Here is a 25895-nt window from a genome sequence, read left to right on the forward strand (position 1 = left end):
ACATCCAAAAGGAAGCGCTATGACCTATACCACGCATACCCTTGGCTTTCCACGCGTTGGCTTGCAACGGGAACTGAAAAAAGCACTGGAAGCCTACTGGGCAGGCAATATTCCGCAAACCGCCTTACTGGAAACAGGGCGGCAATTACGTCACCGTCACTGGCAATGGCAACAACAAGCGGGGGTGGATCTCCTACCCGTCGGCGATTTTGCCTGGTACGACCATGTCCTGACCACCAGCCTGATGGTAGGCAATGTGCCGCCGCGCCACCGGAACAGCGATGGCAGCATCGATCTGGACACGCTGTTCCGGACTGCCCGCGGCCGTGCACCAACCGGAAAACCGGCTCCGGCCGCGGAAATGAGTAAATGGTTTAATACCAATTACCATTATCTGGTTCCGGAATTTCACGCAGAGCAGGCGTTTGCACTTTGCTGGACACAATTATTCGATGAGGTTGAAGAGGCGTTGACCGCCGGCTATCGGGCTAAACCCGTCCTGCTCGGTCCGCTGAGTTATCTTTGGCTGGGCAAAACCAAAGGTGTCGCATTCGATAAACTATCACTGCTGCCGCAGTTGCTGGCAGTCTATCAGCAGATCCTGCAGAAACTGGTCGCACAAAAAATCGAATGGGTGCAGATTGATGAACCCGTTCTGACCTTAGATCTTCCGGCTGAATGGCAGCAGGCCTATTTGTCGGCTTATCAGCAGTTGCAGGGTTCCGGCTGTAAATTGCTGTTAACGACGTATTTAGGCGGTATCGCGCATCAACTCGACTGGTTACCCAAACTGGATATCGACGGCCTGCATCTGGATGCCATTGCCGGTAAAAACGAATTAGCACTGACGCTGGCAGCGATTCCAACGCACTGGCAACTGTCACTGGGCATTATTAACGGGCGCAATATCTGGCGGGCTAACCTGCACGAACTGTATACAGAGCTGGCTGAAATCCGGCAAACGCACCGGAACTTCTGGCTGGGCACATCCTGCTCGTTATTACATAGTCCGATAGATTTGCAGGCAGAAAACGGACTGGATCCGGAAATCAAAAGCTGGTTTGCCTTCGCCCGCCAGAAGTGTACCGAGCTGCATCTGCTGCAACGGACACTGTGCGAACCGGACGACCAGAAGATACTGACCTTGCAGGCCTACAGTGCGCCGCTGCTGCAACGTCAGCAATCCATCCGCGTACAGGATGCAACTGTTCAGGCCGCTGTCACCGCGATCCGTCCGGAAGATGCCGAACGTAATGCGGTGTATGCCCAGCGCGCAGCCGCACAACAAATCCGTTTCCAATTACCGGACTGGCCAACCACGACCATCGGATCCTTCCCGCAAACCAGCGAGATCCGTGCTTTACGCCGCCGTTTTAAACAAGGTGAAATCAGTCTGCAAACTTATGAACAGGGTCTGCAACAGGAAATCGCTTATGCCATCACAGAGCAGGAGCAGATCGGTCTGGATGTGCTGGTACATGGAGAAGCAGAACGCAATGACATGGTGGAATATTTCGGTGAACAGCTGACGGGCTATGCGTTCACCCAAAATGGCTGGGTACAGAGTTACGGCTCCCGCTGCGTCAAACCGCCGGTGATTATCGGAGATATCAGCCGTCCGGCAGCAATGACCGTGCGCTGGAGCCAGTATGCCCAGTCGCTGACCAGCAAACCGGTGAAAGGCATGCTGACCGGCCCGATCACCATGCTGTGCTGGTCATTCCCGCGCGAAGATATTTCCCGGGAAACCATGGCGTTACAGCTGGCGCTGGCCTTGCGGCATGAGGTCCAGGATCTGGAAAAAGCCGGGATCGGGATTATCCAGATTGATGAGCCGGCACTGCGTGAAGGGTTACCACTGCGTCAGCAGGATCAGGCCGCGTATCTCAACTGGGCTGTGCGAGCCTTTAAACTGACCGCAGCCGGTATCGCGGACGATACGCAGATCCATACCCACATGTGTTACTGCGAGTTCGGCGATGTAATGCCATCCATTATCGCGCTGGATGCCGATGTGATCACCCTGGAGACATCGCGCTCCGACATGGAATTACTGGATGTGTTCCATCATCAGGCCTATCCGAACGAGATTGGTCCGGGGGTTTATGACATTCACTCACCGAATGTGCCGACGGTGGAATGGATCACCCAGTTGCTGCAAAAAGCCCGGCAACATATTCCGGCAGAGCGTCTTTGGGTCAACCCGGATTGCGGACTGAAAACGCGCGCCTGGCCGGAAACCCGTACGGCGCTCAGCAATATGGTTGAAGCCGCCCGATTATTGCGTCAATAACCCGCAAGCCCGACCAGTCAGCAATCACCCACTGGCTGGTTTTCCTCACTTCACCCTTATTCAGAGAACATGCTACTCTGTCGCCCATTCATGATTTATGTGAACTATTTCACTAACGAGAGAGAAGATGCTGTTCTGGAATGCAGATCCGATTTTAATTCAGCTCGGCCCGATTGCTGTCCACTGGTATGGCGCACTGTTCGCTGCCGGATTTTTACTGGGTTATCAGTTAATGCAACGGATCTACCGTCAGGAAGGCCGCCCTACCGAACAACTGGATAAATTGCTGACCTACATTTTCATCGGTACTGTCGTTGGCGCACGTCTGGCACATACCCTGATCTATGAACCAGGCTATTATCTGTCTCATCCCATCGACATTCTGAAAATCTGGGAAGGCGGACTGGCCAGTCATGGCGGGGGGATTGGTGTATTGCTTGCGATCTGGCTGTTTGTCCGTCAGCATCCGGAAAACAAGTTTCTCTGGCTGGCCGATCGTCTGGCCATCCCAACGGCATTAACCGGATGCTTTATTCGTCTGGGTAACTTCATGAACTCGGAAATTATCGGCAACCCGACTGATGGCAGCTGGGGCGTGGTTTTTGAACGTATCGATACACTGCCACGTCATCCGGTACAACTTTATGAAGCCGCCAGCTACTTTGCGATTTTCGTCTTGTTGCTGATGTTGTTCCGTACTGCCAAAAGTAAACAACCTGGTTTCCTGTTCGGTCTGTTTCTGACCCTAGTATTCGCCGCCCGTTTTGTTATCGAATATTTCAAAACCCCACAGGCCGCCTATGAAGCTGGCAATCTGATCTCGGTGGGCCAATGGCTGAGTGTGCCATTTGTTCTGGCGGGTATCCTGTTAATGCTGTTGTCCGGCAGAAAGAAAGCCCTCTGAACCAGACGGCAGTGATGCAGCATTAAGGCATCACTGCCGGATATGGCAGTTTCCAGAGTGCCTGCTGATACCGACAATCAGGGCCTATCCCTGATACAGCAGATTACTCATGCGCACATCCGGTTTCACTTTCCTTGAACTGCTCGTCACACTGACAGTAGCGTCGGTGTTATTACTGCTCGGCATTCCCGGTTTACAATACCTGCTTGCAGACAGCGCTTTGCAGACCGAAGGGTTTACCCTGCACCAAGCTTTGCACCGGGCCCGGACACAGGCGATAGACCATCAGACCGACGTCATCGCTTGCCTCGCCAACAGGCAGGAACAATGTGCCACACAGGATTTCACGCATCTGCTGCTGTTCAGCGATGTCGACCAGAACCGTCAATTGTCCGTTCAAGACAAAGGCGACATCATTTTGCAGCGGTCTCCGTTATCCGGCAACGCATTAAACATTACCACCAACCAGCTGCTGTTTGTCTTTCAGCCTGACGGAACACTGGCCGGTACGCCGGGAACGATCCATCTTTGCAGTCCCCGGATCAACGAAGGCACAAATATCACCATCGCCATGAGCGGAAGGGTGCGGCGACAGACGGTCGATTGTCCAGATGCACAGCCTTAATATTCCGCCACTTTACGCGGCTTCAGTGCTTCCTCTAAACGAACGGCCTGCGATGCGCAATCTGTACTGCTAGCGGTGACGCCACTCAGCCACAATTGCTGTTTTTTTGCCTGATAGGCCAGCCCCGGATTTTCCAGCAACCGGTCATAAAACTGACTCACGGCGGCGGTGCCATGAAACGAACCGGAGGCAAGATCGATTTTATACAGCCGGGTAACACCGATGGAGGTTTGCTCGCCAGCAGCAGGATTCGAAGGCGAAAAGGAAGAAAACCAGGCTGTACCCGCAATCACATAGCCATTTCCAAATACCTGCTCATGTTGGGCAGGATCCAGATTCAGATACCAGCCCCGTATTAATGCATCAGCCGGCGCCTGATCATTGTTTTGAGAATAAGCGGGATGCAAATCCGTTAATTGTAACGGGGCCGGAATAGCTGTCTCCGGCTGATAAGGTGTGATCTGGCGATCCGGCAACGCAAAATAACGGTTATGAGCAACGTCGTTTGCTGGTTCCGCCCGATTGCCGCTGCCCATTAATACCCAGTCCGCCGGAACATCCGCAACCGCATCCGTACCGGTTTTGACCCGTAGCAATGAACGCACAATCACGGGCTGTCCAAAGAAACGAAGATGCGCATTGTTGCCATGGCCGCCATCCGGACTATCACCCCCACCCAGCGCCGCCAGTTTGCTCATCCGCCAATCCGAAAAATGGCCGGACATATCCAGTCGCCAGACGTTACCCCCCATATCACCCACATATAACCGGTCTGAACTACCATCCCGTTCGTTCTCCAGTACCGCGACTGTTGCCGGGATCGCATCTGTCAGTGGTGCCTGTAAATTGGTTTGGCCATTGGCCTCCGGACTGATGGAAAATAGTTTTTTCCCCGAATCGGCATCAATGAAGTAAATAGCTTTTCCGACAGAAACCGATAGTTCCGCTGACCTCCGGTGGTGGGGCATATAACCACCCGCCACAATGACAACGGGCGTGCTGCTGGCCGACACACTGTTTTTATCAGACAGATAAACCAATTGAGGTTCGGACCAGGTTTCACCTAATAGCCGGTAAGCTCCATCAGCATCATTGCCATCAATTTTCCATTTCAGGGACGGATGATCCGGATCCGTCAGATCCAACGCATAATAACTCCGTCCGCCCTGCCGCAAACCAAAGAAAATCCAGAGCCGATCACCTTCTGCCGCTTCAATAACACCATCCCGATCTTTATCGTCATGGAACACGGTAATCACACCATCCAGAGCATACCGCCTGGATTTAAAACTCAGATCCGGTTGTTCTGCCATATGCGATAAAAATTCGGCCGGAATGAAAGCCCAGGATTCACTCACTGTATTGGCCTTATCACTGAATAAATGCAGTATGCCGTGATTGGTGCCGAGCAGAATGCGCCGATCCCGCCCTTGATGTTGAAAACCATAATCCAGAATCCGGGGCTGACTGTGCATACTGTCTCCCAGCCACGACGGGATCGCTTTTTGTTGTTCTTCCGATAACCTAACCAGCTGGAATTGCTGATTTTTAACTCCGGATGTAAATAACCGACGCATGGATTGTGTCGTCAGGATGGTATGGACTTCATCTTGCTGCCGGGAATCCGTGATCGTCGAAGCCCAGAAACTGCGTGCTTCCGATAATGCATTCCCCTGACAATTGAAAACGGAAAAACCATTCTGATCGATGACTTTCCCTTCATTTGTAAAACGAAATTTTTTTAAGTTCCCTGACCAGCCGTTTTCAGCTGAATAACCGAATGAAGATAAATAAAGCCACTCTCCGGCTATCACCGGCGCAGAAAAATAATATGAGTGAGTAAGTTGTTTTACATCTGACCAGAGGTCAACATCATCACTGTGAGCTACCGGAATTATGCCTGTGAACATGAGTGCCAGCAGACAAATAATGACTGCCCTCGAATATTTAATCATTATTTATTCCTGAATAAGTACTTTGAAAAAATGGCAACTCAACTGTCATTACGGCAGAATTTTTATTACTCAATCGTGCTGATTTGGTAAGAATAATATCAATATAACGACAACGTTTAATTACATTATTGCTACTGACCAAAGTGGTCCGGCTGCATGGCATTTTGTATTGCCTGTTGGTCTGAAACATGTCCTTCGTGCTATCTCTTTTTTCTTTACTATCCCCCGTGAACTCTTCCAGTAATTGCCGTAAGTCAGGTTGCGTCCAAAAATCCTGTACTTGAGAATCCAGACTAGCCAGAGCATTGATTCGGTGGCTGCTGGCGGCACTCATTTTCATTTGTTCCCGCCCCCACTGCATCACAGAAACCGCCATCAGAGTCAGAGGTAACATCAGAATCAATACGAGCGCCAATATCATCCCGTTCTGTTTTGTCATACCTATCAATGTAATACATTCCCCACAGCGGCATTGCGAAACTGCACACTGGATTGCAGTACCAGGCGTTGGTAACCATCATTGAACGGAGCCAGTTTTTGATCACCTAACTGATAAGTCTGTTGATTAAGAAATCCCGGAGAGGGCTCCAGCGCCCTGATCAGCAAAAAAAGCTGGATCCCGGTTATCGCAAACGTATTCCAGATTGCCGGGGTTATTTTTTCCGGCGGCAGGTATTTATCCGCCAGACCATCGGCCGGCACAGATTCATCCACCGCAACCAACACCCGCAGTCGTTCCACCCCTTGCACCAATGGCAGGCTGTATGCGGCATTCATCTGATCTGTCAGCTGGATCAACCGAAGTTCCGGGATGTTATCTAGTTGCTGGATATAATAGACATGATGCTGGAATTCCCGGATTTGGGCCGAAGACAGGGTTGATAAATCATCCGTAGCCGCCTTATCGTTACCGGCAAAAAACAGTGCCTGTCTAACATTGGCAGCCAAATAAATACGTTGCGAATTACGGCTGATTTCTAGTTTTCCAACAGGAAAACCGACTTCCCGTTTTAACGATAAGACATCACTCTCAGGCTGTAATCGCACTTTCTTTAAACAACCTAGTTCTGCATTTAAAACACCGCGCGAATCCACGTGTCTCGCCAGAAAGGGTCTTAATATGCCATTGTCACCGGATGCAGGTAATGATCCCCCCGGCTCACCCCGTTCATCCCGGCAATCATGGGCTTCCGTCAGTTTCAGTCGTGATTTAACATTGCCATCAAGACGCAGGGGCTGTCCTGTCATATCACCGAAAAACCCGGTCTGTCTTAAATCCTGCAATAACAGATTCATTGCCAGGCGGCCGTTTTCCTGTAATTCATTGTAGATCTGCAACTGATGGTTGTTATTTCGAGACATCACATAAACCGAGAATGCACCAGAAAGTAAAAACAACCCTATCGTGCTGGAAATTAACCACTCAAGAAGAGTAAATCCCCGTGATAATTTCATAACTGCATTTGCATCATATATTGCCGCCGCCCCGTCTCATGCTGACCACATGCATCATTTAAAACAGGAGCCATGAACGATTTATCCGCATTATTAACAGTCCAGTTAACCGTTAAATCAGCATTAATTGCTGATTCAGTTTTATGGCGTTTTAATGACAAGCAAACGGAGGCGGAAGATGATGGAAATGCACTGGCCAAATGTTGCTGCCACGCAGCCACGTCATGCAGGATTAAATCGGTATAACGGTTCTTTTGATTTTTATTGCTAGCCGTAAATAAAACGGATGCGGATTGATTATGAATATTTAATTGATATGAGCCATTACCCGTTAACAAAACAGACTTAAGCCAGGCTATTTTGCTCATACGCAAATGTTCCATAATGTCATTTGCAATATAGACCACCTGAGTATGTTGTCTGGCCTCATAAGAAAACTTTGAGGCGAATCCGTACATGCCGGCAATACCCAGTAAACCAACGGTCAGAATCACAGAGCTGATCATCACTTCCAGTAACGCAAAGCCTTGCTGCAGTGTGACTGAACAAGCGGGGTTATTCTTAGACATTGCGTGTTACCAGCAGCGTTCATGACTGGAGCTATCCCGGGAACCATCCTGAGCCAGAGAAAACACCTGACAATCAGGATCGCTACTTTGCGAGCCGGTAGCCACTGCTGTTAACAAAAAAGCAGAATCAGAGACGGAAGCTGTAATGTGGTAATAACCATTTTCCGTCAGATACCCGTTATCTGCCGTGGTGTCCAGACCCAGAGCTGATAGGCGGGCATAATGTTGTGCCTGCAGAAAGAATCGCTCCTGCAGACCAGCAATATACATCAGCGCATTACGCGCTTCCGCACGCCGGCATTCACGCACGTAATGAGAAAGCGCCGGATAAGCAACCGAGGCCAGTATGCCCACGATCGCCATCGTGAGAACAAGTTCAGTTAGTGTCAGACCCCGCGCCCGTCGCCACATTTATTCATTCCTGCATATGACTCTTCAATGCATTCATTTTAATAAGAGTCGGAGAATAAAAATGGCTGACAAAAACGGCAGGGGAATGCTAAATCCGCAACTCTGCTGGTACCTCAAATACGGTATCTTCAGTAACACCGTTCATTTGTTCCAGTTCGTTCCCCCCCAACTGATACAAACGATCGATGACATTCTGTACCAGCACCTCCGGCGCAGAGGCTCCCGCAGTAACACCAACGGTGTTTACACCGCTAAACCACTCATCCTGCAATTGAGAAGCATCATCCAGCAGGTAAGCCCTGGTACCAAGACGTTCGGCCAATTCCCGTAACCGGTTAGAATTGGATGAGTTTTTCGATCCAACCACCAGCATGACTTCAACCTGAGGAGCCAATGCCCTCACGGCATCCTGTCGGTTTTGCGTGGCATAACAGATATCATCTTTACGAGGCCCCTGAATGGCAGGGTAATGCTCACGTAAGGCATTAATGACATCCCGGGTTTCATCCACGCTGAGCGTCGTCTGTGTGACAAAACTGATATTTTCCGGCTGTTGCACCGGCAAGCTGTCCACCTGATTGACATCTTCTACCAGATACATTCCGGTGCCATTTTCATCATACTGCCCGAGAGTACCCTCCACTTCAGGATGGCCTTTGTGACCGATGAGGATGACTTCCTGACCTTTACGGCTAGCGCGGTGAACTTCCATATGTACTTTGGTTACCAGAGGACAGGTGGCATCAAATACCTGCAACCCCCGATTTCTGGCCTCATCACGCACACTTTTAGGTACACCGTGTGCAGAAAAAATCACCGTATTACCATCCGGGATTTCATCCAGTTCATCGACAAAAATAGCGCCCATGGCCTTCAGTTCATCAACCACATATTTGTTGTGAACCACTTCATGACGCACATAGATTGGCGCGCCAAATTTATGCAGGGCATTTTTGACAATGGTGATTGCTCTATCGACGCCGGCACAAAAACCGCGTGGATTCGCTAACAGAATTTTCATGATGCCCCCTCAGAGCCGAGTAAAACAAAGCCGGTATAAATACCGGCTTATCATATCGCAGATGTTAGTTGTTCGTTACTTATCGGTGGGTTTCTTAATAAAACCATCCAGAATAATCAGTACTGCGCCACAGCTGATGGCCATATCGGCGACATTGAATGCCGCAAAGTGATAAAGGTCCTGCCAGTGGAAATCAAGAAAATCGACGACATGGCCATAAACCAGTCGGTCAATCAAATTCCCGATCGCGCCACCAATCACCAGACTGTATGCCAGAGTGGACAGCGAACATTTAGCCGGTGCTTTTGCCATGGCAACGGCAAGGACGCCCGAAATCGCCACCGCCAATCCGCTGAACAACCAGCGCTGCCAGCCTTCGGCATCGGCCAGAAAACTGAACGCAGCACCGGTGTTATACACATGCACCAGATTAAAAAACGACGTGACATACACACCATGACCGTACGGGATCTGCTGCATAATGGTCAGCTTGGCAATTTGATCCAATACAATCGCGAACACCGCCAGCCACAGCCAGCGGAGTCCTGTTCCGGTCAGTAATTTCATCATGCGAACCGGCGAACTTCGCCTGCTCCGGCCACGTTGGTCACGCAGCGACCACAGATATCACCGTGACCTTCGTGTGAACCCACATCTTCTACATGATGCCAGCAACGCTCACACTTCGCCGCACCGCTTGCAGCTACCTGTAACCACAAACCGGCAACATCGGTCGCCTGTGCATTTTCCGGCTGCGCATCGGCGATCTGAACGGCCGCTTTAGAGGTCAGCAAGACGAAACGCAGTTCATCACCCAGCAGACGCAGTTTCGCCGCCAGTTCATCATTGGCGAACAGCGTAACTTCTGCCTGCAGTGAGCTGCCGATCAGCTTGTCGTTACGCGCCACTTCCAGTGCTTTGTTGACTTCAGCACGGACCGCCAGCAACTGAGCCCAGTAAGCATCATCCAGCGCTTCGCCCTGCTGCAGACCGAACAGGCCGGCATACCATTCATCCGTCATGACAAACTGGTCACGCTGCCCCGGCAACAATTGCCAGATCTCTTCGGCGGTGAAGCTCATGATTGGTGCCATCCAGCGCACCATGGCTTCCACAATATGGAACAGTGCGGTCTGACAGGAACGACGGGCAATACTGTCGGCTTTCGCGGTGTATTGACGATCCTTGATGATATCCAGATAGAAAGAGCCCATCTCTACCGAGCAGAACTGCATCAGTTTCTGGGTCACGATATGGAAATCATAGTTTTCATACGCGGCAATGATCTCTTCCTGCACGGCTTTCGCACGACCTACCGCCCAGCGATCCAGCACCACCATCTCTTCCGGCAGCACCATGTCCGTTTCAGGATTGAAACCGTTCAGGTTCGCCAGGAAGAAACGCGCAGTATTACGGATACGACGATAAGCATCCGCAGAACGTTTCAGGATTTCGTCAGAAACCGTCATTTCACCGGTGTAATCGGTTGAGGCAACCCACAGACGCAGAATATCCGCACCCAGTTTGTTCATCACATCCTGCGGACTGACAACGTTGCCCAGTGATTTGGACATCTTGCGGCCAGAGCCATCCACGGTGAAACCGTGTGTCAGTACCTGACGGTATGGTGCCTGATGCTTCATGGCAACACCGATCATCAGGGAAGACATGAACCAACCACGGTGCTGATCTGAACCTTCCAGATACATATCCGCAGCATGACCGTTAAACTCTGGGCGTACGTCGACGACTGAGGCATGAGTCGAGCCTGAGTCAAACCAGACATCCAGTGTATCCGGCACTTTGTCATAGTCGGCGGCTTCCGCACCCAGCAGTTCAGCCGGATCCAGATCCCACCATGCCTGAATACCTTTGGCTTCAACGCGGTTAGCGACTTCTTCCATCAGTTCCAGTGCGCGAGGATGCAGTTGCTGGGTTTCTTTGTGAACAAACAACGCAATCGGTACACCCCAGGTACGCTGACGGGAGATACACCAGTCAGGGCGGTTTTCAACCATCGCTTCGATACGGTTCTGACCCCATTCAGGGATCCAGCGCACGCCTTTAATTTCGGACAATGCTTTCTGACGCAGGCCTGCCTGTTCCATGCTGATAAACCACTGCGGAGTAGCACGGAAAATAATCGGTGTTTTATGGCGCCAGCAATGCGGATAGGAGTGCAGATAGGACTCATGATGCAGCAGTGCACCACGCTCGCGCAGTACATCCACGACTTTGTCGTTGGCTTTGAAAACATGCTGACCGGCAAACAGTGGCGTATCGGCCAGATAGGTACCGTTGCCGGCAACCGGGTTGGCAACTTCCAGATTGTATTTGTTACCCACCACGAAGTCTTCCTGACCATGACCAGGTGCAGTATGAACAGCACCGGTACCGGAGTCGGTGGTAACGTGATCACCCAGTACCACAGGAACAGTAAAGTCATAGAACGGGTGATGGAAACGCAATAATTCCAGCTCTGAACCTGAACAACGTCCCAGGATAGAGAAGTCGGTGATCTTGGCCCGGGCCAGTACGGATTCGTACAATGCCGCACCCAGCACCAGACGTTCCGGCTGTTCGCCATTGACCTGCACCAGCACGTAGTCCAGCTCCGGATGCAGTGCTACACCACGATTGGCAGGCAGTGTCCATGGCGTAGTGGTCCAGATCACGACCGACAGCGGGCCTTCGCCAGCAGCGCCAAATTTCCCCGCCACCAGCGCTTCATCTTCGGCACGGAAGCGTACGTCGATAGCAGGAGATTTCTTGTCGTAATATTCCACTTCCGCTTCAGCCAGCGCCGAACCGCAATCGGTACACCAATGCACTGGTTTGGACCCTTTGTGCAAATGGCCGTTGGCAATGATCTTGCCCAGAGAACGAATAATGTTAGCTTCGGTGTTGAAGTCCATGGTCAGGTAAGGATGTTCCCAGTCACCTAACACACCCAAACGGATAAAATCCGCTTTCTGCGCTTCTACCTGGGTCTTGGCATACTTACGACATTCTTCACGAAACTCGGCAGCCGTGACTTTTTCGCCCGGCTTGCCCACCATGCCTTCTACCTTCAGCTCAATCGGCAGACCATGACAGTCCCAACCCGGTACATATGGCGAATCAAAACCGGATAACCCTTTGGATTTGATAATAATATCTTTCAGGATTTTATTGACTGAGTGACCAATATGAATGCTGCCATTCGCATATGGCGGGCCATCGTGCAGAATGAATGGTTTTTTACCTGCTTTGGCTTTGCGGATTGCACCGTACAAATCCTGTTTGTACCAGTTCTTCAGCATTTCCGGCTCACGTTTCGCCAGATCACCACGCATCGGAAACGCTGTTTCCGGCAGGTTCAAAGTATGTTTATAGTCGCTCATCAGTCCTAAATTCCATCAGGGTTTAACACTGATGCTTTGCCAGCCATTCTCTGGCATGCAAAGCATCTGCGGTTATCTGTGTTTGTAATGCGGAAAACGAAGAAAACTTCTGTTCATCCCGCAATTTATGGCATACCCGGATTTGTAACTGTTTACCATACAAATCATCTTTAAAATCAAATATATGTACTTCAAGTTGTGAACGAGTACCGTTCACTGTCGGACGAAAACCAATATTGGCAACGCCGGAATACGTTTGCGCTGATATCACAATCTGAACAGCGTACACGCCCTGAATAGGTACCACTAACCTTTTCAGGTGAATGTTGGCCGTGGGAAATCCAATCGTACGCCCCAATTTTGCGCCATGGGCGACCCGGCCTGAAATCGTATAAGGATGACCTAACATGCGGGTAACATCATCCAGACGGCCTTCGCGCAACGCTTCGCGCAGCAGCGTACTACTGACACGTTGCTGATCATGTAACAACGTATCGGTGCTTAAGACCTGGAAAGCATGTTTTTTCCCGGCCTCAGCCAATAATGCGAAATCACCGCAACGATGCTGACCAAAACGAAAATCATCGCCTATCACCAAAAAACGCACAGCTAATTTCTGCACCAGGATTTGCTCAATAAATGCTTCCGCGCTCAGCTCAGCGAATACCTGGTCGAATTTAACACACAACAGGCGATCAATGCCTAGTACCGCGATGTCCTCATATTTGTCACGTAACCGGCTGAGCCGGGCCGGCGCCCGATCTTTAGCAAAAAACTCCAGCGGCTGTGGTTCAAAAACCATCACACAAGAAGGCAGAGATAATTGCCGTGCCCGCTCCTGCAGTTGACTCAATACAGCCTGATGACCGCGATGCACACCATCAAAGTTTCCAATTGTGAGAACACAACCAGCATGCTCTGGACGGAGATTGTGAATACCGCGGATCAATTCCATAAAAACGGAGCCCTGTTACCCTGCAAAACTATCGGATTATATACTGAACGCGGCTGCTTATCAGCCCTCTGTCACAGTTTTGAAGTGACGGGGACGCAAACCCATCAGCCCCATACCTGCGCCGTAGGTCACAAGCCCGATCAGAATCAATTTGGTTAATTCCCAGATGGAACGCCACTGCGACCATGCCGTCCAGCTGGATAATGGTGCGCTTAACCAGAACAAAACACCGGCCATCAGAACGGTGGCCAACGTCAGACGGATAATAAAGATTGCCGTATCCTTACCGGGACGATAAATATGACGGCGATACAATCCCTGAAACAGCGAGATGGCATTCACTGTACCGGATAAGGCGGTGGATAATGCCAGACCGATATATCCCAGCGGATAAATCAAAATAGCATTAAAAATCATATTGGATGCCATGGAGTGCATGCCGTAGCGCACCGGTGTTTTTGTATCCTGCCGGGCATGAAATCCCGGTGCCAGAACCCGGGCCAGCATGAGTGATAATAAACCGGATGCCGAAGCTAACAAACTGCCACCCGCCATGCTGACTTCATGCGCACCAAATTCGCCACGCATAAACAGCACCCGCAGGATAGGCTCGCGTAAGACCATGATCCCTGCCATTGCCGGTAATCCAAGGAAAAGCACCATTCTGACGCCCCAGTCCATGGTTTGTGAAAAACGCACAGGATCTGCGTCCACATGCCGCCGGGAAAGTGCAGGCAGAATCACGGTACTGATCGCCACCGCAAACATGCCGAGGGGGAATTCCAGCAGCCGGTCAGAATAATAAAGATAACTGATCGAACCGGTCGCCAGAAACGATGCCAGCATCGTATTAAACATCAGGTTGATCTGACTGACTGACACACCAAAAATCGCCGGCAGCATCAGGGTTCTGATCTTAACAACACCAGGATGATGCCAGGCCCATTTAGGTTTAACTATAAAGCCCATCTTATACAGATAAGGGATTTGATACAGCAATTGCACCAGACCACCGACGAACGTCCCCACAGCCAATGCGATTTCAGGCTGTTCCATCCCTGGTGCCACCCACCATGCCGTGGCAATCAGCACAATATTCAGAAAGGTTGGCGTAAAAGAGGAAACACCAAACCGGCCATAGGTATTCAGCACCGCGCCGGACATCGCGGTAAAGGTGACAAACCACAAATAAGGAAAGGTAATCTTTAACAGCAGGCTGGCCAGCTCAAATTTGTCGGCACCCGGCTCATCATGCCACCAGGCCATAAACCAGCCCCAGCCAAATAGTGCTGATAAGACGGTCGAACCCAGCACGCCCAACACGGTGACAATGGTGATCACCAGCCCGAGAGTTCCCGATGCGGCGCTTAATAGCTCCCTGACCGCTGTTTTATCGCCTTTCGCTTTATATTCTGTCATAACGGGAACAAAAGCCTGATTAAACGCACCATCCGCAAACAAACGGCGCAGATAATTAGGAATGCGGTTAGCAAAGAAAAAAACGTCGGAAGCCACACCTGCACCTAACAGATGAGCGATGGCAATATCACGAACCAACCCAAGAATACGTGAGGCGAAGGTGGCCATGGTCACCATCAGACCCGATTTTATTAACTTCTTGCTCAAGATAAACCTCGAAAACTGTACAGCAGCCAGATTCCTGCTAAAATCGGCCGACAGTTTAACTATCTGCGCTCTGGGTGGCTACAAGAGTACGGTGGTTATTTGCACAAAATTGATTGACATCATCGGGTTGAGAAGGCATATTTCTCGACCTTTTCAGCACACTCGCTAAGACCGTTTTTTCAGGAGTTTTACCTTGGCTAACATTAAATCTGCTAAGAAGCGCGCTATCCAGGCAGAGAAAGCCCGCAAGCACAACGCCAGCCGTCGTTCTATGACCCGTACTTTCATCAAGAAAGTTGTTGCAGCGATCGCATCTGGTGACAAAGCTGCTGCTCAGGCTGCTTTCGCGGCTGCACAGCCAATTCTGGATCGCATGGCGACCAAAGGCCTGATCCACAAGAACAAGGCTGCTCGTCATAAGTCACGTCTGTCTGCTCAGATCATCGCAATGCAGTAATTTGCGACTGAATCAGTTCAGATAAAAAAACCGGCTTCGGCCGGTTTTTTGTTTTTACACAGAGAATTCATCATCTTGATACACAATATAAACTGTGTAATGTGGCAATAATCGCCTCAACTTCACCACTACTCAGCGAATAATAGACGGTCTGAGCTTCTTTCCGGGTATTCACCAACTTATCCCTGCGAAGCAAAGCCAAATGTTGCGACAATGCCGATTGACTCAGACCAATCTTCTGATTGAGTTCACCGACAGACAACTCACCACCCTGCAGGCAACAAAGAATAATCAACCGGTGACGGTTTGCCATGGCTTTCAGTAATGACACAGCTTGATCGGCGCCAAGTTCCATTTCTTCGATGGACATGTATCTTTTCCTCCGTGCCAATAAGGTGCGTCATCATAACAGCAAATATGAGAATGATAATAAATCAGAATATTAATTATTGCTCCAGTCCCGCAAACAATGCGGAAAAATCACTTTCACAGAGTCGTTTGACAGCCGGATGCTGAATCATTCGTTCCGCAAAGATAGCGTAATACTCTTCTTTTAACGCATCAGTTTGCCCCAGTAACGCGACCGTCTGACTATCAAGGAACTCTTCCTGATAGAGTGTCGGCGCCACAAATATTCCCTGATTAAATAAACCAAAAGCTTTCATTAAAGCCGCATCGTCAAACTCACCGAATATCTGTGGTGCCAGTCCCTGCTCATCAAACCAACGGGTCAGTTGTCTTCCCATCGCCGTTCTTTTCGCCGGAATCAGCAGTTTCCGCTCCATCAGACACTCCGGAAACGCCTTTTCCGGTAATGGCATCTGACAGAAAAAGCTTACTCCGCACTCACCCAGTTTCTTGGAAAGCAAATCCGGATGTTGTGTCGAATCCAGCGGACAATCAGACAAAATAACGTCCAGTTTGTGTTCTCGTAGCTGAACCAGCAACATTTCATGCGTCGACTCAATACAACGCAAATGCACAGAACTATCGGAAGGCAACGCTGCCAGCAGGATCTTAGAAGCAATCCGCTTGGAAAGCACATCAGCAATACCTACATTAAACGAACTTTCATTTTCTTTTTGAAATGTCACGACCTCAAGCATTTCATAAGAAAGAGAAAACATCTTATCTGCATAACGAAACACCAGCTGACCAAGTTCGGTAGCTTCGATATTGCGTCCTTTACGTTTAAATAATCGCCCGCCCAATCGTTCCTCTAATTGGCGAATTTGTCCGGTAATTGTCTGCGGTGTCAGATAAAGCGCCTCCGCAGCCTGCGTCACCGACCCTTTTTTCTGTGTCATCCAGAAGTAATAAAGATGATTATAATTGAGATGAAACACGTTTCCGTTCCTTACTCCGGCGAATGCGGGTTGCATTTCTTAATAGAATATACCCGAAAACCGCAGCAATTAACGATCCAAACAAAATCCCCAGTCGAGATGATGCAAATGCATCACTGGTAGTACCAAATGCCAATCCGCTGATAAAAATAGACATGGTAAAGCCAATGCCACAGAGTACCGACAAACCGAACAATTGATACCAGCCCACATTTTCCGGTAATACAGCCAGCTTCGCTTTCACCGCCAGCCATGAAACCAGCATCACACCTAATGGCTTACCAATAATCAGACCAATAATGATGGCTAAAGGTAACCCGGAGCCCAAATCACTCCACGACACTCCACTAAAAGACAGTCCGGCGTTAGCAAATGCAAAAAACGGCAGAATAAAATAACTGCTCCAAGGGTGTAACTTGTGTTCCAGCAACCGCAATGGTGTGTGTGCCGCGCCACGAACATGAGGGATCGTAAATCCTAATATGACACCCGCAATCGTGGCATGAATACCTGACTTCAAAATAGCCAGCCAAAGCAACCCACCGATAATCAGATATGGCGTCAACGACATCACTCTGTTGCGATTGAGCATCAATAAAATCGCACTTAAGGCCGCAGCAAACAGCAAGGGGGTTGTATGCAACGTTTCTGTATAAAACAGAGCGATAACCAGAATGGCGCCGAGATCATCAATAATGGCCAACGCCAGCAGGAAAACCTTCAGAGAAAGAGGAATACGGCCACTTAATAACGAGAGCACTCCTAGTGCGAATGCAATATCCGTCGCCATCGGGATCGCCCACCCTGCCATCAGCTGGGGTGTATCATCCACTACCAACGAAAACAATACCGCAGGTACAATCATCCCCCCTATTGCGGCAATTACCGGTAAACCAGCCTGACGCCGCGTGGACAAAGAACCCTCTAATACCTCGCGCTTGATCTCCATGCCCACCAACAAGAAGAAAACAGCCATCAGGCCATCATTAATCCAGAGCAAGAGTGGTTTATGGACATCCAGGTCACCAATACGGAGCTGTACCGGAACATCAAGAAATGAAAAATAAAGTTCAGACCATGGAGAATTAGCCAGTATTAATGCCATTACTGCAGTGAAAAACAGTATGATTCCACTGGCCGCCTCCAACTGTAGAAAACGTTTAACTAAGTCGACCATTGATATACTCCTTACGATAACTTATAAAAGTATATTGATGATCTCATTTCATAAAAAATCTGTTTAACCAGACTTAAACATCGGTTTTACCGATAGTTAAACTTAAGTGGAGCCAGGATAAAAAGTCAAAATATAAAAATATTTAGCATTGTTTTCATGTAATTAAGAAAAACAAGCCTAATTAGAACCGAATGATTTTCCAATAAATGATTGCGGTAAAACCTTCAGTTTATACCTGCCCTGCACTGATATAATGGTGAGTCAATATAGAGGGCGTTGAGGTTCAGTCAGACAATTCAATGAGCCAATTATTAGGAATAAAAAATGAAGCAATACCTAGACCTCAGCCAACGCATTATTGATGAAGGTGTTTGGATTGAGAACACAAGAACCGGTAAACGTTGCCTGACCGTCGTAAACGCGGACTTAGTCTATGACGTAAAAAATAACCAGTTTCCCATTATCACTACCCGCAAAAGCTTTTGGAAAGCTGCGATTGCAGAGCTGCTTGGCTATATACGGGGCTACGATAGTGCAGCAGATTTTCGGGCGCTGGGCACGAAGTCATGGGATGCAAACGCAAACGAAAATGAAGCATGGCTGAAAAATCCGGCACGTAAAGGCCATGATGATATGGGACGTGTCTATGGTGTTCAGGGGCGTCACTGGAAAAAGCCAGATGGCACCGAGATCGATCAGCTGGGTAAGATTGTTGCTGATTTATCCAAGGGAATTGACGATCGGGGAGAGATTCTGACTTTTTACAATCCGGGAGAATTCGACCTCGGTTGCCTTCGTCCGTGCATGCACACACATACCTTTTCCCTGCTGGGAGACACTTTATATCTGACCAGTTATCAGCGTTCCTGCGATGTTCCGCTTGGATTAAATTTCAACCAGATCCAGGTGTTCACATTACTTGCTTTGATGGCACAGATTACAGGAAAAAAACCGGGTTGCGCTTATCACAAGATCGTCAATGCCCATCTCTACGAAGACCAGGTGGAGCTCATGCGCGATGTCCAGTTAAAACGAGAGCCCTACCCGTCGCCAAAACTGGAGATCAATCCGGACATTAAGAGCCTAAAGGATCTGGAGACGTGGGTAACGTTAGATGATTTCAATGTCATCGGCTATCAGCACCACGATGCCATTAAATATCCTTTTTCTGTTTAATGTGGATGATACCCGTAGAAAAACCAGAGAGTCATCGAACTGACTCTCTGGTTTATATAGGTATTTAAATAACTGATTCAGGATTTTTTACTGAGAAAACGCTGTAACCCGAGCGATTCCAGATAAGAAGAAAATATTTTTCGGATCTGTACAGAATCATTCAATTTTATTGCCTGCTCAAGCAATGGTATCAGTGCATCGGTTCTCACACGACGCAGCAGATATTTAATCTTCGCAATATTGTTCAGGTTCATACTGAAACGGCGATATCCCATCGCCAACAGTATCAGAACGCCTATCGGATCACCCGCCAGTTCACCACACACCGATACAGGTTTAGCCTGCAGGTTAGCGGTCTGGACAATCTGCTGCAACGCCCGCAATACCGCCGGATGCAACCCATCATACATATCAGCGACCCGTGCATTATTACGATCTACCGCCAGCAGATACTGAGTCAGGTCGTTGGTACCAACCGACCAGAAATCCACATAAGGCGCCAAATCTGGCAATAAATAAATGGCAGCAGGAACTTCAATCATGACACCCAGGCTGGGATAACGGATGGCACTTCCCCTGACACGGAGTTCCTCGGATACCTCAAGCCATGCCTGATCCAGTAACCGCCGGGCAACCTGGATTTCACTGACACAGGAAATCATCGGCAACATGATGGCAAGGTTATCATTATGTTCACTGGCTCTGAGCATCGCCTTCAGTTGCGCCAGAAACAATTCCGGATGATCCAGTGTGATACGAATTCCTCGCCAGCCAAGAAAAGGATTTTCTTCACTGATGGGAAAATAAGGTAGCGGTTTGTCACCACCAATATCCAGTGTTCGCATGCATACCTGACGACCACTATATTGCTCCAGTATCGTCCGGTAACGTTTTGTCTGTTCCTGTTCAGAAGGGAAACTGTCGTGCAACATAAACGGTATTTCTGTCCGGTACAGACCCACACCATCCGAACAGTCCATCATGCCATTATCAGCATCCAGGCTCAGACCTGCGTTGAGCAGAACAGAAACCGGACAACCATCCTGTGTTTCCGAAGGTAACGACGATTCTTGAGCCACCAAATCATCAAATGCTTTCGCTTGCCGGATCAGTTGCTCATATTCGGCAAGCACCGCATTACTCGGCTGAATAATGACATCACCATTGCCGCCATCAATAATCAGCTCCTGCCCATCAAGCTCTTGTAATGGCAACTCCAATCCCATGACCGCCGGAACACTCATGGTTCTCGCCAGAATGGCAGCATGGGAATTCACAGCCCCACGGATTGAAACAACCCCTGCCAAACGATCTTTGGGTATCTCCGCCAATAATGTCGCCGTGACTTCTTCAGCCAGCAAAATTACCGGCTCCTTGAAATCAAACTGATCCATGTGCCTGTGTGCAAGGCAACTCAGCAGGCGCTGTGCCACGTCGCGTATATCCAGCGCTCTTTCTCGCAGATAGGGGTCACTCATCGCAGAAAACTGAGCAATCAGGCGTTCACTGACCTGTCTGACTGCAGACGTGGCATTCCATTGGTTTTCAGTGACTTCCTGCTCAATCTGAAAAATAAAATTAGGATCGGCAAGAATGTGCTGATAGATATCAAAGATAGATTGAGAATCGATTTGCACCGCATCCTGAAAACGCATGGCCAGCGCATCGAGATCCATCTGAACCTGAAGAACAGCCTGATTAAGCAATTCCAACTGCAACTCAGGTTCATCACTATGCTTCAGATTAACTTGCGAAAGAGCCATTTTGGGCTGCCACACCCAGGCTTTGGCAATCGCCATACCAGCAGATACACCAATACCATGAACAGCGCGGTGACTACCGGCAGATGAACTGATCAAACCTTTCAATTCAGCATGCGCAATTCGCACTGCCAACTGGGCAGCCAAGGTAACCAAAAAGGATTCATCCAGTTCCGTAAACTGCCGGGATAACGCCTGCTGTACGACCAAAACCCCCAAGACATTACGTTGATGCATGATCGGCACCCCAAGAAATGTCTTGAATTCGTCCTCTCCTACTTCCGGCAAATATTTAAAACTGGGATGCGCAGGCGCATCAGCCAGATTAATCAGTTCTTCACGGCGACCAACCAGCCCCACCAGACCTTCATTAAAAGGTAATACTGCTTTACCCACGGCATCCTGTGAAAGTCCATCTGTCGCAACCAGACGGTATCTCCGACGCTGTGGTTCAGAGATATAGACCGAACAACAATCAACATGCATAGCAGCTCGGGTCTGCTGTACCAGCGTGTGCATCGCATCAAATAATGATGGTGCAGCCGTTACGCTTTCCACGATTTGCCGCAATGTTGTCAACACAGTATATCTCCTCTGTTTTCACTTATTACTAACGGTAACCTTTTCTGCGAGGGTCTTTTTTCACAGCCGGAGGTGAATAAGGCATTGCTATGGCAGCAAATTCTTTCATTACTCGACGATAGACTTCACGTTTAAAAGATACCACTTGTCTTACCGGATACCAGTAACTAACCCAACGCCAGTCATCAAACTCCGGTTGTCCATGACAACCAAACTGAATACTGGCTTCCTTAGCAGCATCAAGACGCAGTAAAAACCATTTCTGTTTTTGTCCGATGCATACCGGCTTGCTTTCCCAACGAATCAAACGCTTTGGTAGCCGATATTTCAGCCAATTACGGCTGGTAGCAAGAATCGTGACATCATCCTGCTTCAGCCCTATTTCCTCGTACAATTCACGGAACATAGCCTGCTCCGGTGTTTCCCCTTCATCTACTCCGCCTTGAGGAAACTGCCAGGAATGTTGTCCATAGCGACGAGCCCATAACACTTGACCATTGCGATTGCAGATCACAATACCTACATTCGGGCGGAAACCATCGCCATCAATCACGCAATCACCTGATGTAACAACTTGAACTAACCCGATTCTTTCATATTAATTTCAGATCAGCAAACAGACATTCCCAGAGTGAGAACTACAACGAATGCTATCTACATGGAAGTTCCTATTCCGGCAAATCACTGCTCTATTTATGTAATAAATAAAAATGAAGTGCATACTATGGTCGGGCCACTGAACTTATCCGGCAAATATCTTCATGTATCAGAATATCGACGAACTTATGCAGGCAGCAAATCAGCTCGCCGGTTTAACCCTGGCGGAACTGGCCGAACGATGCGGAATAATCATGCCATCATCATTGCGTCGAGAAAAAGGCTGGATAGGGCAGCTCATTGAACTTGCATTAGGCGCGTCTGCCGGCAGTAAACCACAGCAGGACTTCCCTGAATTAGGCGTAGAGTTAAAAACACTTCCACTTGCTAATAACGGAATACCTTTAGAAAGTACCTTCGTTTGTACTGCACCACTATTACGCCAGCAGCACATCTCATGGGAAACCTCAAATGTACATCATAAGTTATCGACTGTTCTGTGGGTTCCTGTTTTCGGCGATCGGCAGCAAGATATTGGTACCCGCATGATTGGCACTCCATGGCTCTGGCATCCGACTGCTGAGCAGGAGCAAATCCTACGCCAGGATTGGGAAGAAATAATGGAATTGATCGCGTTGGGGAAAGTAGAATCAATTAGTGCACGGCATGGAGATGCCTTGCAGTTACGACCGAAAGCAGCCAATGGACGCTCCCTGACACAGGCTATTGGTAGCGAAGGAACCCTGATTCAAACCCGCCCCCGCGGCTTTTATTTGCGCAGTACCTTTACTCGTCAATTGCTCCGTCTGCAATTTCATCTGTGAGGTCTGTCGCGATATGAATCTATGTAACACAGATTTCATAGACTTGAATAAAGCTATGCAGCTAACAATATCGGTGGTTATTTTTTACCTAATTATTTATAAAAGAGTATTGGAAGTAGTTCACGGTTAAGACTCAAGGAGTTGACATGGCAGTTACAAAGAAATTTTTGAAAACTAAACCTGAAGTTCAAGTTACGTTTGAAATCAAGGCAGATGCAACCGGGGATGCATCACGGGTCTATATAGTTGGTGAGTTTGCAGGGTGGGAGCCGGTTGAACTGAAAAAACTGAAAAGCGGGTTATTTAAAACAACTATTAATCTGCCAACGAATAAGCAGGATAGTTATCAATATTGCTATCGTCTTGTGTTACCGGATGGCACAGAAAAATTCGAGAATGAGACACAGGCGGATGCTTATTGCAGCAATCCATATGGTGGGGAAAACTCTGTTATCTCAGTGCTTCCATAACAGAAGTCATATCATTGAAAATAAAAAAGCCTACCGAAGTAGGCTTTTTTATTTTTATCAGTTGAGCTTCTCTTTGATACGAGCAGCTTTACCTGACAGATTACGCAGGTAGTACAGTTTAGCGCGGCGAACATCACCACGACGTTTCAGTTCTACACTCGCGATCAGCGGGCTATGGGTTTGGAATACACGTTCCACACCTTCACCGTTAGAAATCTTACGTACAGTGAAAGAAGAATGCAGACCACGGTTACGCTTAGCGATAACGACGCCTTCAAACGCCTGCAGACGCTCTTTACCACCTTCAATAACACGAACTTGTACACGAACGGTATCACCCTGAGCAAAAGCAGGGATATCGGTACGTAATTGTTCCTGTTCCAGTTGTTTAATAATGTTGCTCATTGTCTTTCCTACCTAGGATAAACTGAAAACTCTACTGCTGTTCAGCATTCAGCTCCTGAACATACTCAGCAAGCAACTTCGCTTGCTCGTCAGTCAGAGCTAGGTTATTAAGTAATTCCGGTCTTCTTTGCCACGTCCGCCCCAAAGACTGTTTTAAACGCCAGCGACGAATATGTTCATGATTACCACTCAGTAACACATCAGGAACCACAACCCCGTCCAGATTTTCCGGACGTGTGTAATGGGGACAATCAAGCAGACCATCGGTGAATGAATCCTGCTCCGCACTGGCCATATCGCCAAGCACACCGGGAACAAGACGTGATACAGCGTCAACTAAGGTCATAGCTGGTAATTCACCACCACTTAACACATAGTCACCTGCAGACCACTCTTCATCAATATCTGACTGAATTACCCGCTCATCGATACCTTCGTACCGGCCAGCGACTAAAATCAGTTTTTTGTAGCGAGCAAGCTCGGCTACACCTGATTGCGTTAGTTTTTTACCCTGAGGTGAAAGATAAATCACTTTCACATCATCACCAGCTGCCAGTCTAGCAGCGTGGATAGCATCCCGGAGCGGCTGCACCATCATCAGCATTCCCGGACCACCACCATAAGGGCGATCATCAACGGTGCGATGTTTATCATGGGCAAAATCCCGAGGGTTCCAACATTGAATGTTCAGTAAACCTCGTTTAACCGCCCGGCCTGTTACCCCAAAATCCGTAATAGCACGGAACATGTCCGGGAAGAGGCTAATCACCCCGATCCACATACTACCTCCGTACAACAACAAATTTCAGGATCAGAATCCCGGATCCCAATCGATTTCAATCAGACGAGCAGTGATATCAATATGCTTAATCACTTGTTCATCAATGAAAGGAATCAAACGTTCTTTCATACTAAAAGCGTCATTCAAATTAGCCTGAACGACCAATACGTCATTAGAACCTGTTTCCATCAATTCAGAGACAGTTCCAAGCTGATAGCCTTTAGTTGTTACCACCGCACAACCTATCAGGTCACGCCAGTAGTATTCACCTTGCGGTAGCGCTGGTAGCTGATCAGATAAAACAGCAATATCAACACCGGTCAGAGCTTGTGCATCTTCTCGGGAATCTACACCATCAAGTTTACAGATCAGACCATTATTGTGACGCTTCCAGCTGGTCAGCTGGATTTCACGCCACGTCCCCTTGTTCATAATAAACCAAGGAGTGTAATCAAAAATGCTTTCCGGATTATCGGTGAAAGAGTTGACCTTCAGCCAACCTTTGATGCCATACACAGCACCAAGACGACCTACAATGACAGATTTGTCCACGTTGACTCCTACCACCTACCAGATCGCAATTAAGCCGCTTTAGAAGCGTCTTTAACCAGCTTGGCAACACGATCAGACAGAGATGCACCCTGACCTACCCAATGTTGGATACGTTCCAGGTCCAGATTTACTTTCTCAGCCTGGCCAGCAGCCAGTGGGTTAAAGAAACCTACACGCTCAATAAAGCGACCATCACGCGCAAAGCGTGCATCGGCAACTACCACTTGGTAGAAAGGACGCTTTTTCGCGCCGCCACGTTGTAAACGAATGGTTACCATATCGTCCTCATTAACTTTGATTGAACAAGGCTCACAACCTAATACGAGCCCCAGCTTAGAATAAGCCGCGCAATTTTACTCAGATCGCCACGAAAAGCAACCCAGGCAGACAGCACAGCTGAAAATATATTCGTACGTTGTTACTTTATTTTTACCAAAACAAAAACCCCGCTAGTGCGGGGTTCTGTCTTTTACTTTAAATTTAAAAGCCTGGCAGTGTCCTACTCTCACATGGCGAATGCCACACTACCATCGGCGCTACAGCGTTTCACTTCTGTGTTCGGAATGGATAC

The 25895-nt window shown here is 48.7% G+C and carries 26 protein-coding genes, 1 rRNA gene and 1 pseudogene; 7 read left to right on the forward strand and 21 right to left on the reverse strand.

Features of this window, described 5'->3' with window-relative positions; translation table 11 throughout:
• Positions 1-19 precede the first annotated feature (19 nt).
• From metE to HNR75_RS13385, 3 genes are all read left to right on the forward strand, one after another.
• A complete protein-coding gene (metE, locus tag HNR75_RS13375) occupies positions 20-2293 on the forward strand; it encodes a 5-methyltetrahydropteroyltriglutamate--homocysteine S-methyltransferase (protein WP_188027479.1) in 2274 nt (757 codons plus the stop codon).
• Between the two features lie 127 nt (positions 2294-2420).
• Positions 2421-3197, forward strand: a complete 777-nt coding sequence (lgt, locus tag HNR75_RS13380; protein ID WP_188027480.1) for a prolipoprotein diacylglyceryl transferase — start codon at positions 2421-2423, stop codon at positions 3195-3197.
• A 109-nt stretch (positions 3198-3306) separates the two neighbouring features.
• Positions 3307-3822: a GspH/FimT family pseudopilin gene (locus HNR75_RS13385; protein ID WP_188027481.1), complete on the forward strand. Its 516-nt coding sequence runs from the start codon at positions 3307-3309 to the stop codon at positions 3820-3822.
• On the opposite strand, the gene HNR75_RS13390 is transcribed toward HNR75_RS13385, so the two are convergent.
• The 11 genes and pseudogenes from HNR75_RS13390 to murJ all read right to left on the reverse strand — a co-directional run bounded on the left by HNR75_RS13390 (position 3819) and on the right by murJ (position 15197).
• Positions 3819-5777 carry a pilus assembly protein gene (locus HNR75_RS13390; protein ID WP_188027482.1) on the reverse strand — a complete coding sequence of 653 codons (1959 nt, stop codon included), beginning with the start codon at positions 5775-5777 and terminating at the stop codon, positions 3819-3821. The genes HNR75_RS13385 and HNR75_RS13390 overlap by 4 nt on opposite strands.
• Positions 5770-6216, reverse strand: coding sequence for a pilus assembly PilX N-terminal domain-containing protein (locus tag HNR75_RS13395; RefSeq protein ID WP_188027483.1), 447 nt, complete (start codon positions 6214-6216; stop codon positions 5770-5772). Before HNR75_RS13395 ends, HNR75_RS13390 begins: the two co-directional genes overlap by 8 nt.
• 5 nt (positions 6217-6221) lie before the next feature.
• On the reverse strand, positions 6222-7139 hold the full coding sequence (locus tag HNR75_RS13400; protein WP_188027513.1) for a PilW family protein: 918 nt from the start codon (positions 7137-7139) through the stop codon (positions 6222-6224).
• 48 nt (positions 7140-7187) lie between these two features.
• Positions 7188-7232: pseudogene (locus HNR75_RS15675) on the reverse strand (prepilin-type N-terminal cleavage/methylation domain-containing protein); the annotation flags it as partial.
• Positions 7229-7801, reverse strand: a complete 573-nt coding sequence (gene pilV, locus HNR75_RS13410) for a type IV pilus modification protein PilV (protein WP_188027484.1) — start codon at positions 7799-7801, stop codon at positions 7229-7231. The gene pilV and the pseudogene HNR75_RS15675, both read right to left, overlap by 4 nt.
• 6 nt (positions 7802-7807) lie before the next feature.
• Positions 7808-8212 (reverse strand): type IV pilin protein, encoded by a 405-nt coding sequence (locus HNR75_RS13415; RefSeq protein WP_188027512.1) that lies wholly within the window; start codon positions 8210-8212, stop codon positions 7808-7810.
• Positions 8213-8300: 88 nt separating this feature from the next.
• A complete protein-coding gene (gene ispH, locus HNR75_RS13420) occupies positions 8301-9233 on the reverse strand; it encodes a 4-hydroxy-3-methylbut-2-enyl diphosphate reductase (protein WP_188027485.1) in 933 nt (310 codons plus the stop codon).
• Positions 9234-9308: 75 nt separating this feature from the next.
• Positions 9309-9803, reverse strand: a complete 495-nt coding sequence (gene lspA / locus HNR75_RS13425; protein ID WP_188027486.1) for a signal peptidase II — start codon at positions 9801-9803, stop codon at positions 9309-9311.
• On the reverse strand, positions 9800-12616 hold the full coding sequence (ileS, locus tag HNR75_RS13430; protein ID WP_188027487.1) for an isoleucine--tRNA ligase: 2817 nt from the start codon (positions 12614-12616) through the stop codon (positions 9800-9802). The genes lspA and ileS overlap by 4 nt, the downstream gene beginning before the upstream one ends.
• Before the next feature lie 22 nt (positions 12617-12638).
• Positions 12639-13571 carry a bifunctional riboflavin kinase/FAD synthetase gene (gene ribF, locus HNR75_RS13435; protein ID WP_188027488.1) on the reverse strand — a complete coding sequence of 311 codons (933 nt, stop codon included), beginning with the start codon at positions 13569-13571 and terminating at the stop codon, positions 12639-12641.
• Positions 13572-13631: 60 nt separating this feature from the next.
• Positions 13632-15197, reverse strand: a complete 1566-nt coding sequence (gene murJ / locus HNR75_RS13440) for a murein biosynthesis integral membrane protein MurJ (RefSeq protein ID WP_188027489.1) — start codon at positions 15195-15197, stop codon at positions 13632-13634.
• A 193-nt stretch (positions 15198-15390) separates the two neighbouring features.
• On the opposite strand from murJ, the gene rpsT reads away from it, so the two are divergent.
• Positions 15391-15654, forward strand: a complete 264-nt coding sequence (gene rpsT / locus HNR75_RS13445; RefSeq protein ID WP_188027490.1) for a 30S ribosomal protein S20 — start codon at positions 15391-15393, stop codon at positions 15652-15654.
• Positions 15655-15724: 70 nt separating this feature from the next.
• Here rpsT and HNR75_RS13450 read toward each other — a convergent pair whose 3' ends face one another.
• The 3 genes from HNR75_RS13450 to nhaA form a co-directional block, all read right to left on the reverse strand.
• A complete protein-coding gene (locus HNR75_RS13450; RefSeq protein WP_188027491.1) occupies positions 15725-16024 on the reverse strand; it encodes an ArsR/SmtB family transcription factor in 300 nt (99 codons plus the stop codon).
• 76 nt (positions 16025-16100) lie between these two features.
• Positions 16101-17000, reverse strand: a complete 900-nt coding sequence (gene nhaR, locus HNR75_RS13455; RefSeq protein WP_188027492.1) for a transcriptional activator NhaR — start codon at positions 16998-17000, stop codon at positions 16101-16103.
• Positions 16981-18177 (reverse strand): Na+/H+ antiporter NhaA, encoded by a 1197-nt coding sequence (nhaA, locus tag HNR75_RS13460; protein WP_188027493.1) that lies wholly within the window; start codon positions 18175-18177, stop codon positions 16981-16983. The genes nhaR and nhaA overlap by 20 nt, the downstream gene beginning before the upstream one ends.
• 324 nt (positions 18178-18501) lie before the next feature.
• Between nhaA and HNR75_RS13465 the strand changes: the two genes are divergently transcribed.
• Positions 18502-19353: a thymidylate synthase gene (locus HNR75_RS13465; RefSeq protein WP_188027494.1), complete on the forward strand. Its 852-nt coding sequence runs from the start codon at positions 18502-18504 to the stop codon at positions 19351-19353.
• A 77-nt stretch (positions 19354-19430) separates the two neighbouring features.
• Here the strand turns inward: HNR75_RS13465 and ptsP are convergent, their stop codons facing one another.
• Positions 19431-21695, reverse strand: a complete 2265-nt coding sequence (ptsP, locus tag HNR75_RS13470; protein ID WP_188027495.1) for a phosphoenolpyruvate--protein phosphotransferase — start codon at positions 21693-21695, stop codon at positions 19431-19433.
• Between the two features lie 28 nt (positions 21696-21723).
• Positions 21724-22248 carry an RNA pyrophosphohydrolase gene (gene rppH, locus HNR75_RS13475; RefSeq protein WP_188027496.1) on the reverse strand — a complete coding sequence of 175 codons (525 nt, stop codon included), beginning with the start codon at positions 22246-22248 and terminating at the stop codon, positions 21724-21726.
• A gap of 208 nt (positions 22249-22456) precedes the next feature.
• Between rppH and mutH the strand changes: the two genes are divergently transcribed.
• Both mutH and HNR75_RS13485 read left to right on the forward strand, forming a co-directional pair.
• On the forward strand, positions 22457-23116 hold the full coding sequence (mutH, locus tag HNR75_RS13480; RefSeq protein WP_188027497.1) for a DNA mismatch repair endonuclease MutH: 660 nt from the start codon (positions 22457-22459) through the stop codon (positions 23114-23116).
• A 146-nt stretch (positions 23117-23262) separates the two neighbouring features.
• The gene (locus HNR75_RS13485; RefSeq protein WP_188027498.1) at positions 23263-23586 is read left to right on the forward strand and encodes an isoamylase early set domain-containing protein; all 324 of its coding nucleotides are present in this window, start codon (positions 23263-23265) and stop codon (positions 23584-23586) included.
• 57 nt (positions 23587-23643) lie between these two features.
• On the opposite strand, the gene rplS is transcribed toward HNR75_RS13485, so the two are convergent.
• From rplS to rrf, 5 genes are all read right to left on the reverse strand, one after another.
• Positions 23644-23991 (reverse strand): 50S ribosomal protein L19, encoded by a 348-nt coding sequence (gene rplS / locus HNR75_RS13490; RefSeq protein ID WP_188027499.1) that lies wholly within the window; start codon positions 23989-23991, stop codon positions 23644-23646.
• 31 nt (positions 23992-24022) lie between these two features.
• Positions 24023-24772 carry a tRNA (guanosine(37)-N1)-methyltransferase TrmD gene (trmD, locus tag HNR75_RS13495; RefSeq protein ID WP_188027500.1) on the reverse strand — a complete coding sequence of 250 codons (750 nt, stop codon included), beginning with the start codon at positions 24770-24772 and terminating at the stop codon, positions 24023-24025.
• A gap of 30 nt (positions 24773-24802) precedes the next feature.
• Positions 24803-25324 (reverse strand): ribosome maturation factor RimM, encoded by a 522-nt coding sequence (gene rimM / locus HNR75_RS13500; protein WP_188027501.1) that lies wholly within the window; start codon positions 25322-25324, stop codon positions 24803-24805.
• Between the two features lie 29 nt (positions 25325-25353).
• Complete coding sequence (gene rpsP / locus HNR75_RS13505) at positions 25354-25602, reverse strand: 30S ribosomal protein S16 (RefSeq protein WP_015880007.1); 249 nt, start codon at positions 25600-25602, stop codon at positions 25354-25356.
• 208 nt (positions 25603-25810) lie between these two features.
• Positions 25811-25895: ribosomal RNA gene (gene rrf / locus HNR75_RS15680) — 5S ribosomal RNA — on the reverse strand; the annotation flags it as partial.

Source organism: Tolumonas osonensis (assembly GCF_014202415.1).
Classification (GTDB): Bacteria; Pseudomonadota; Gammaproteobacteria; order Enterobacterales; family Aeromonadaceae; genus Tolumonas; species Tolumonas osonensis.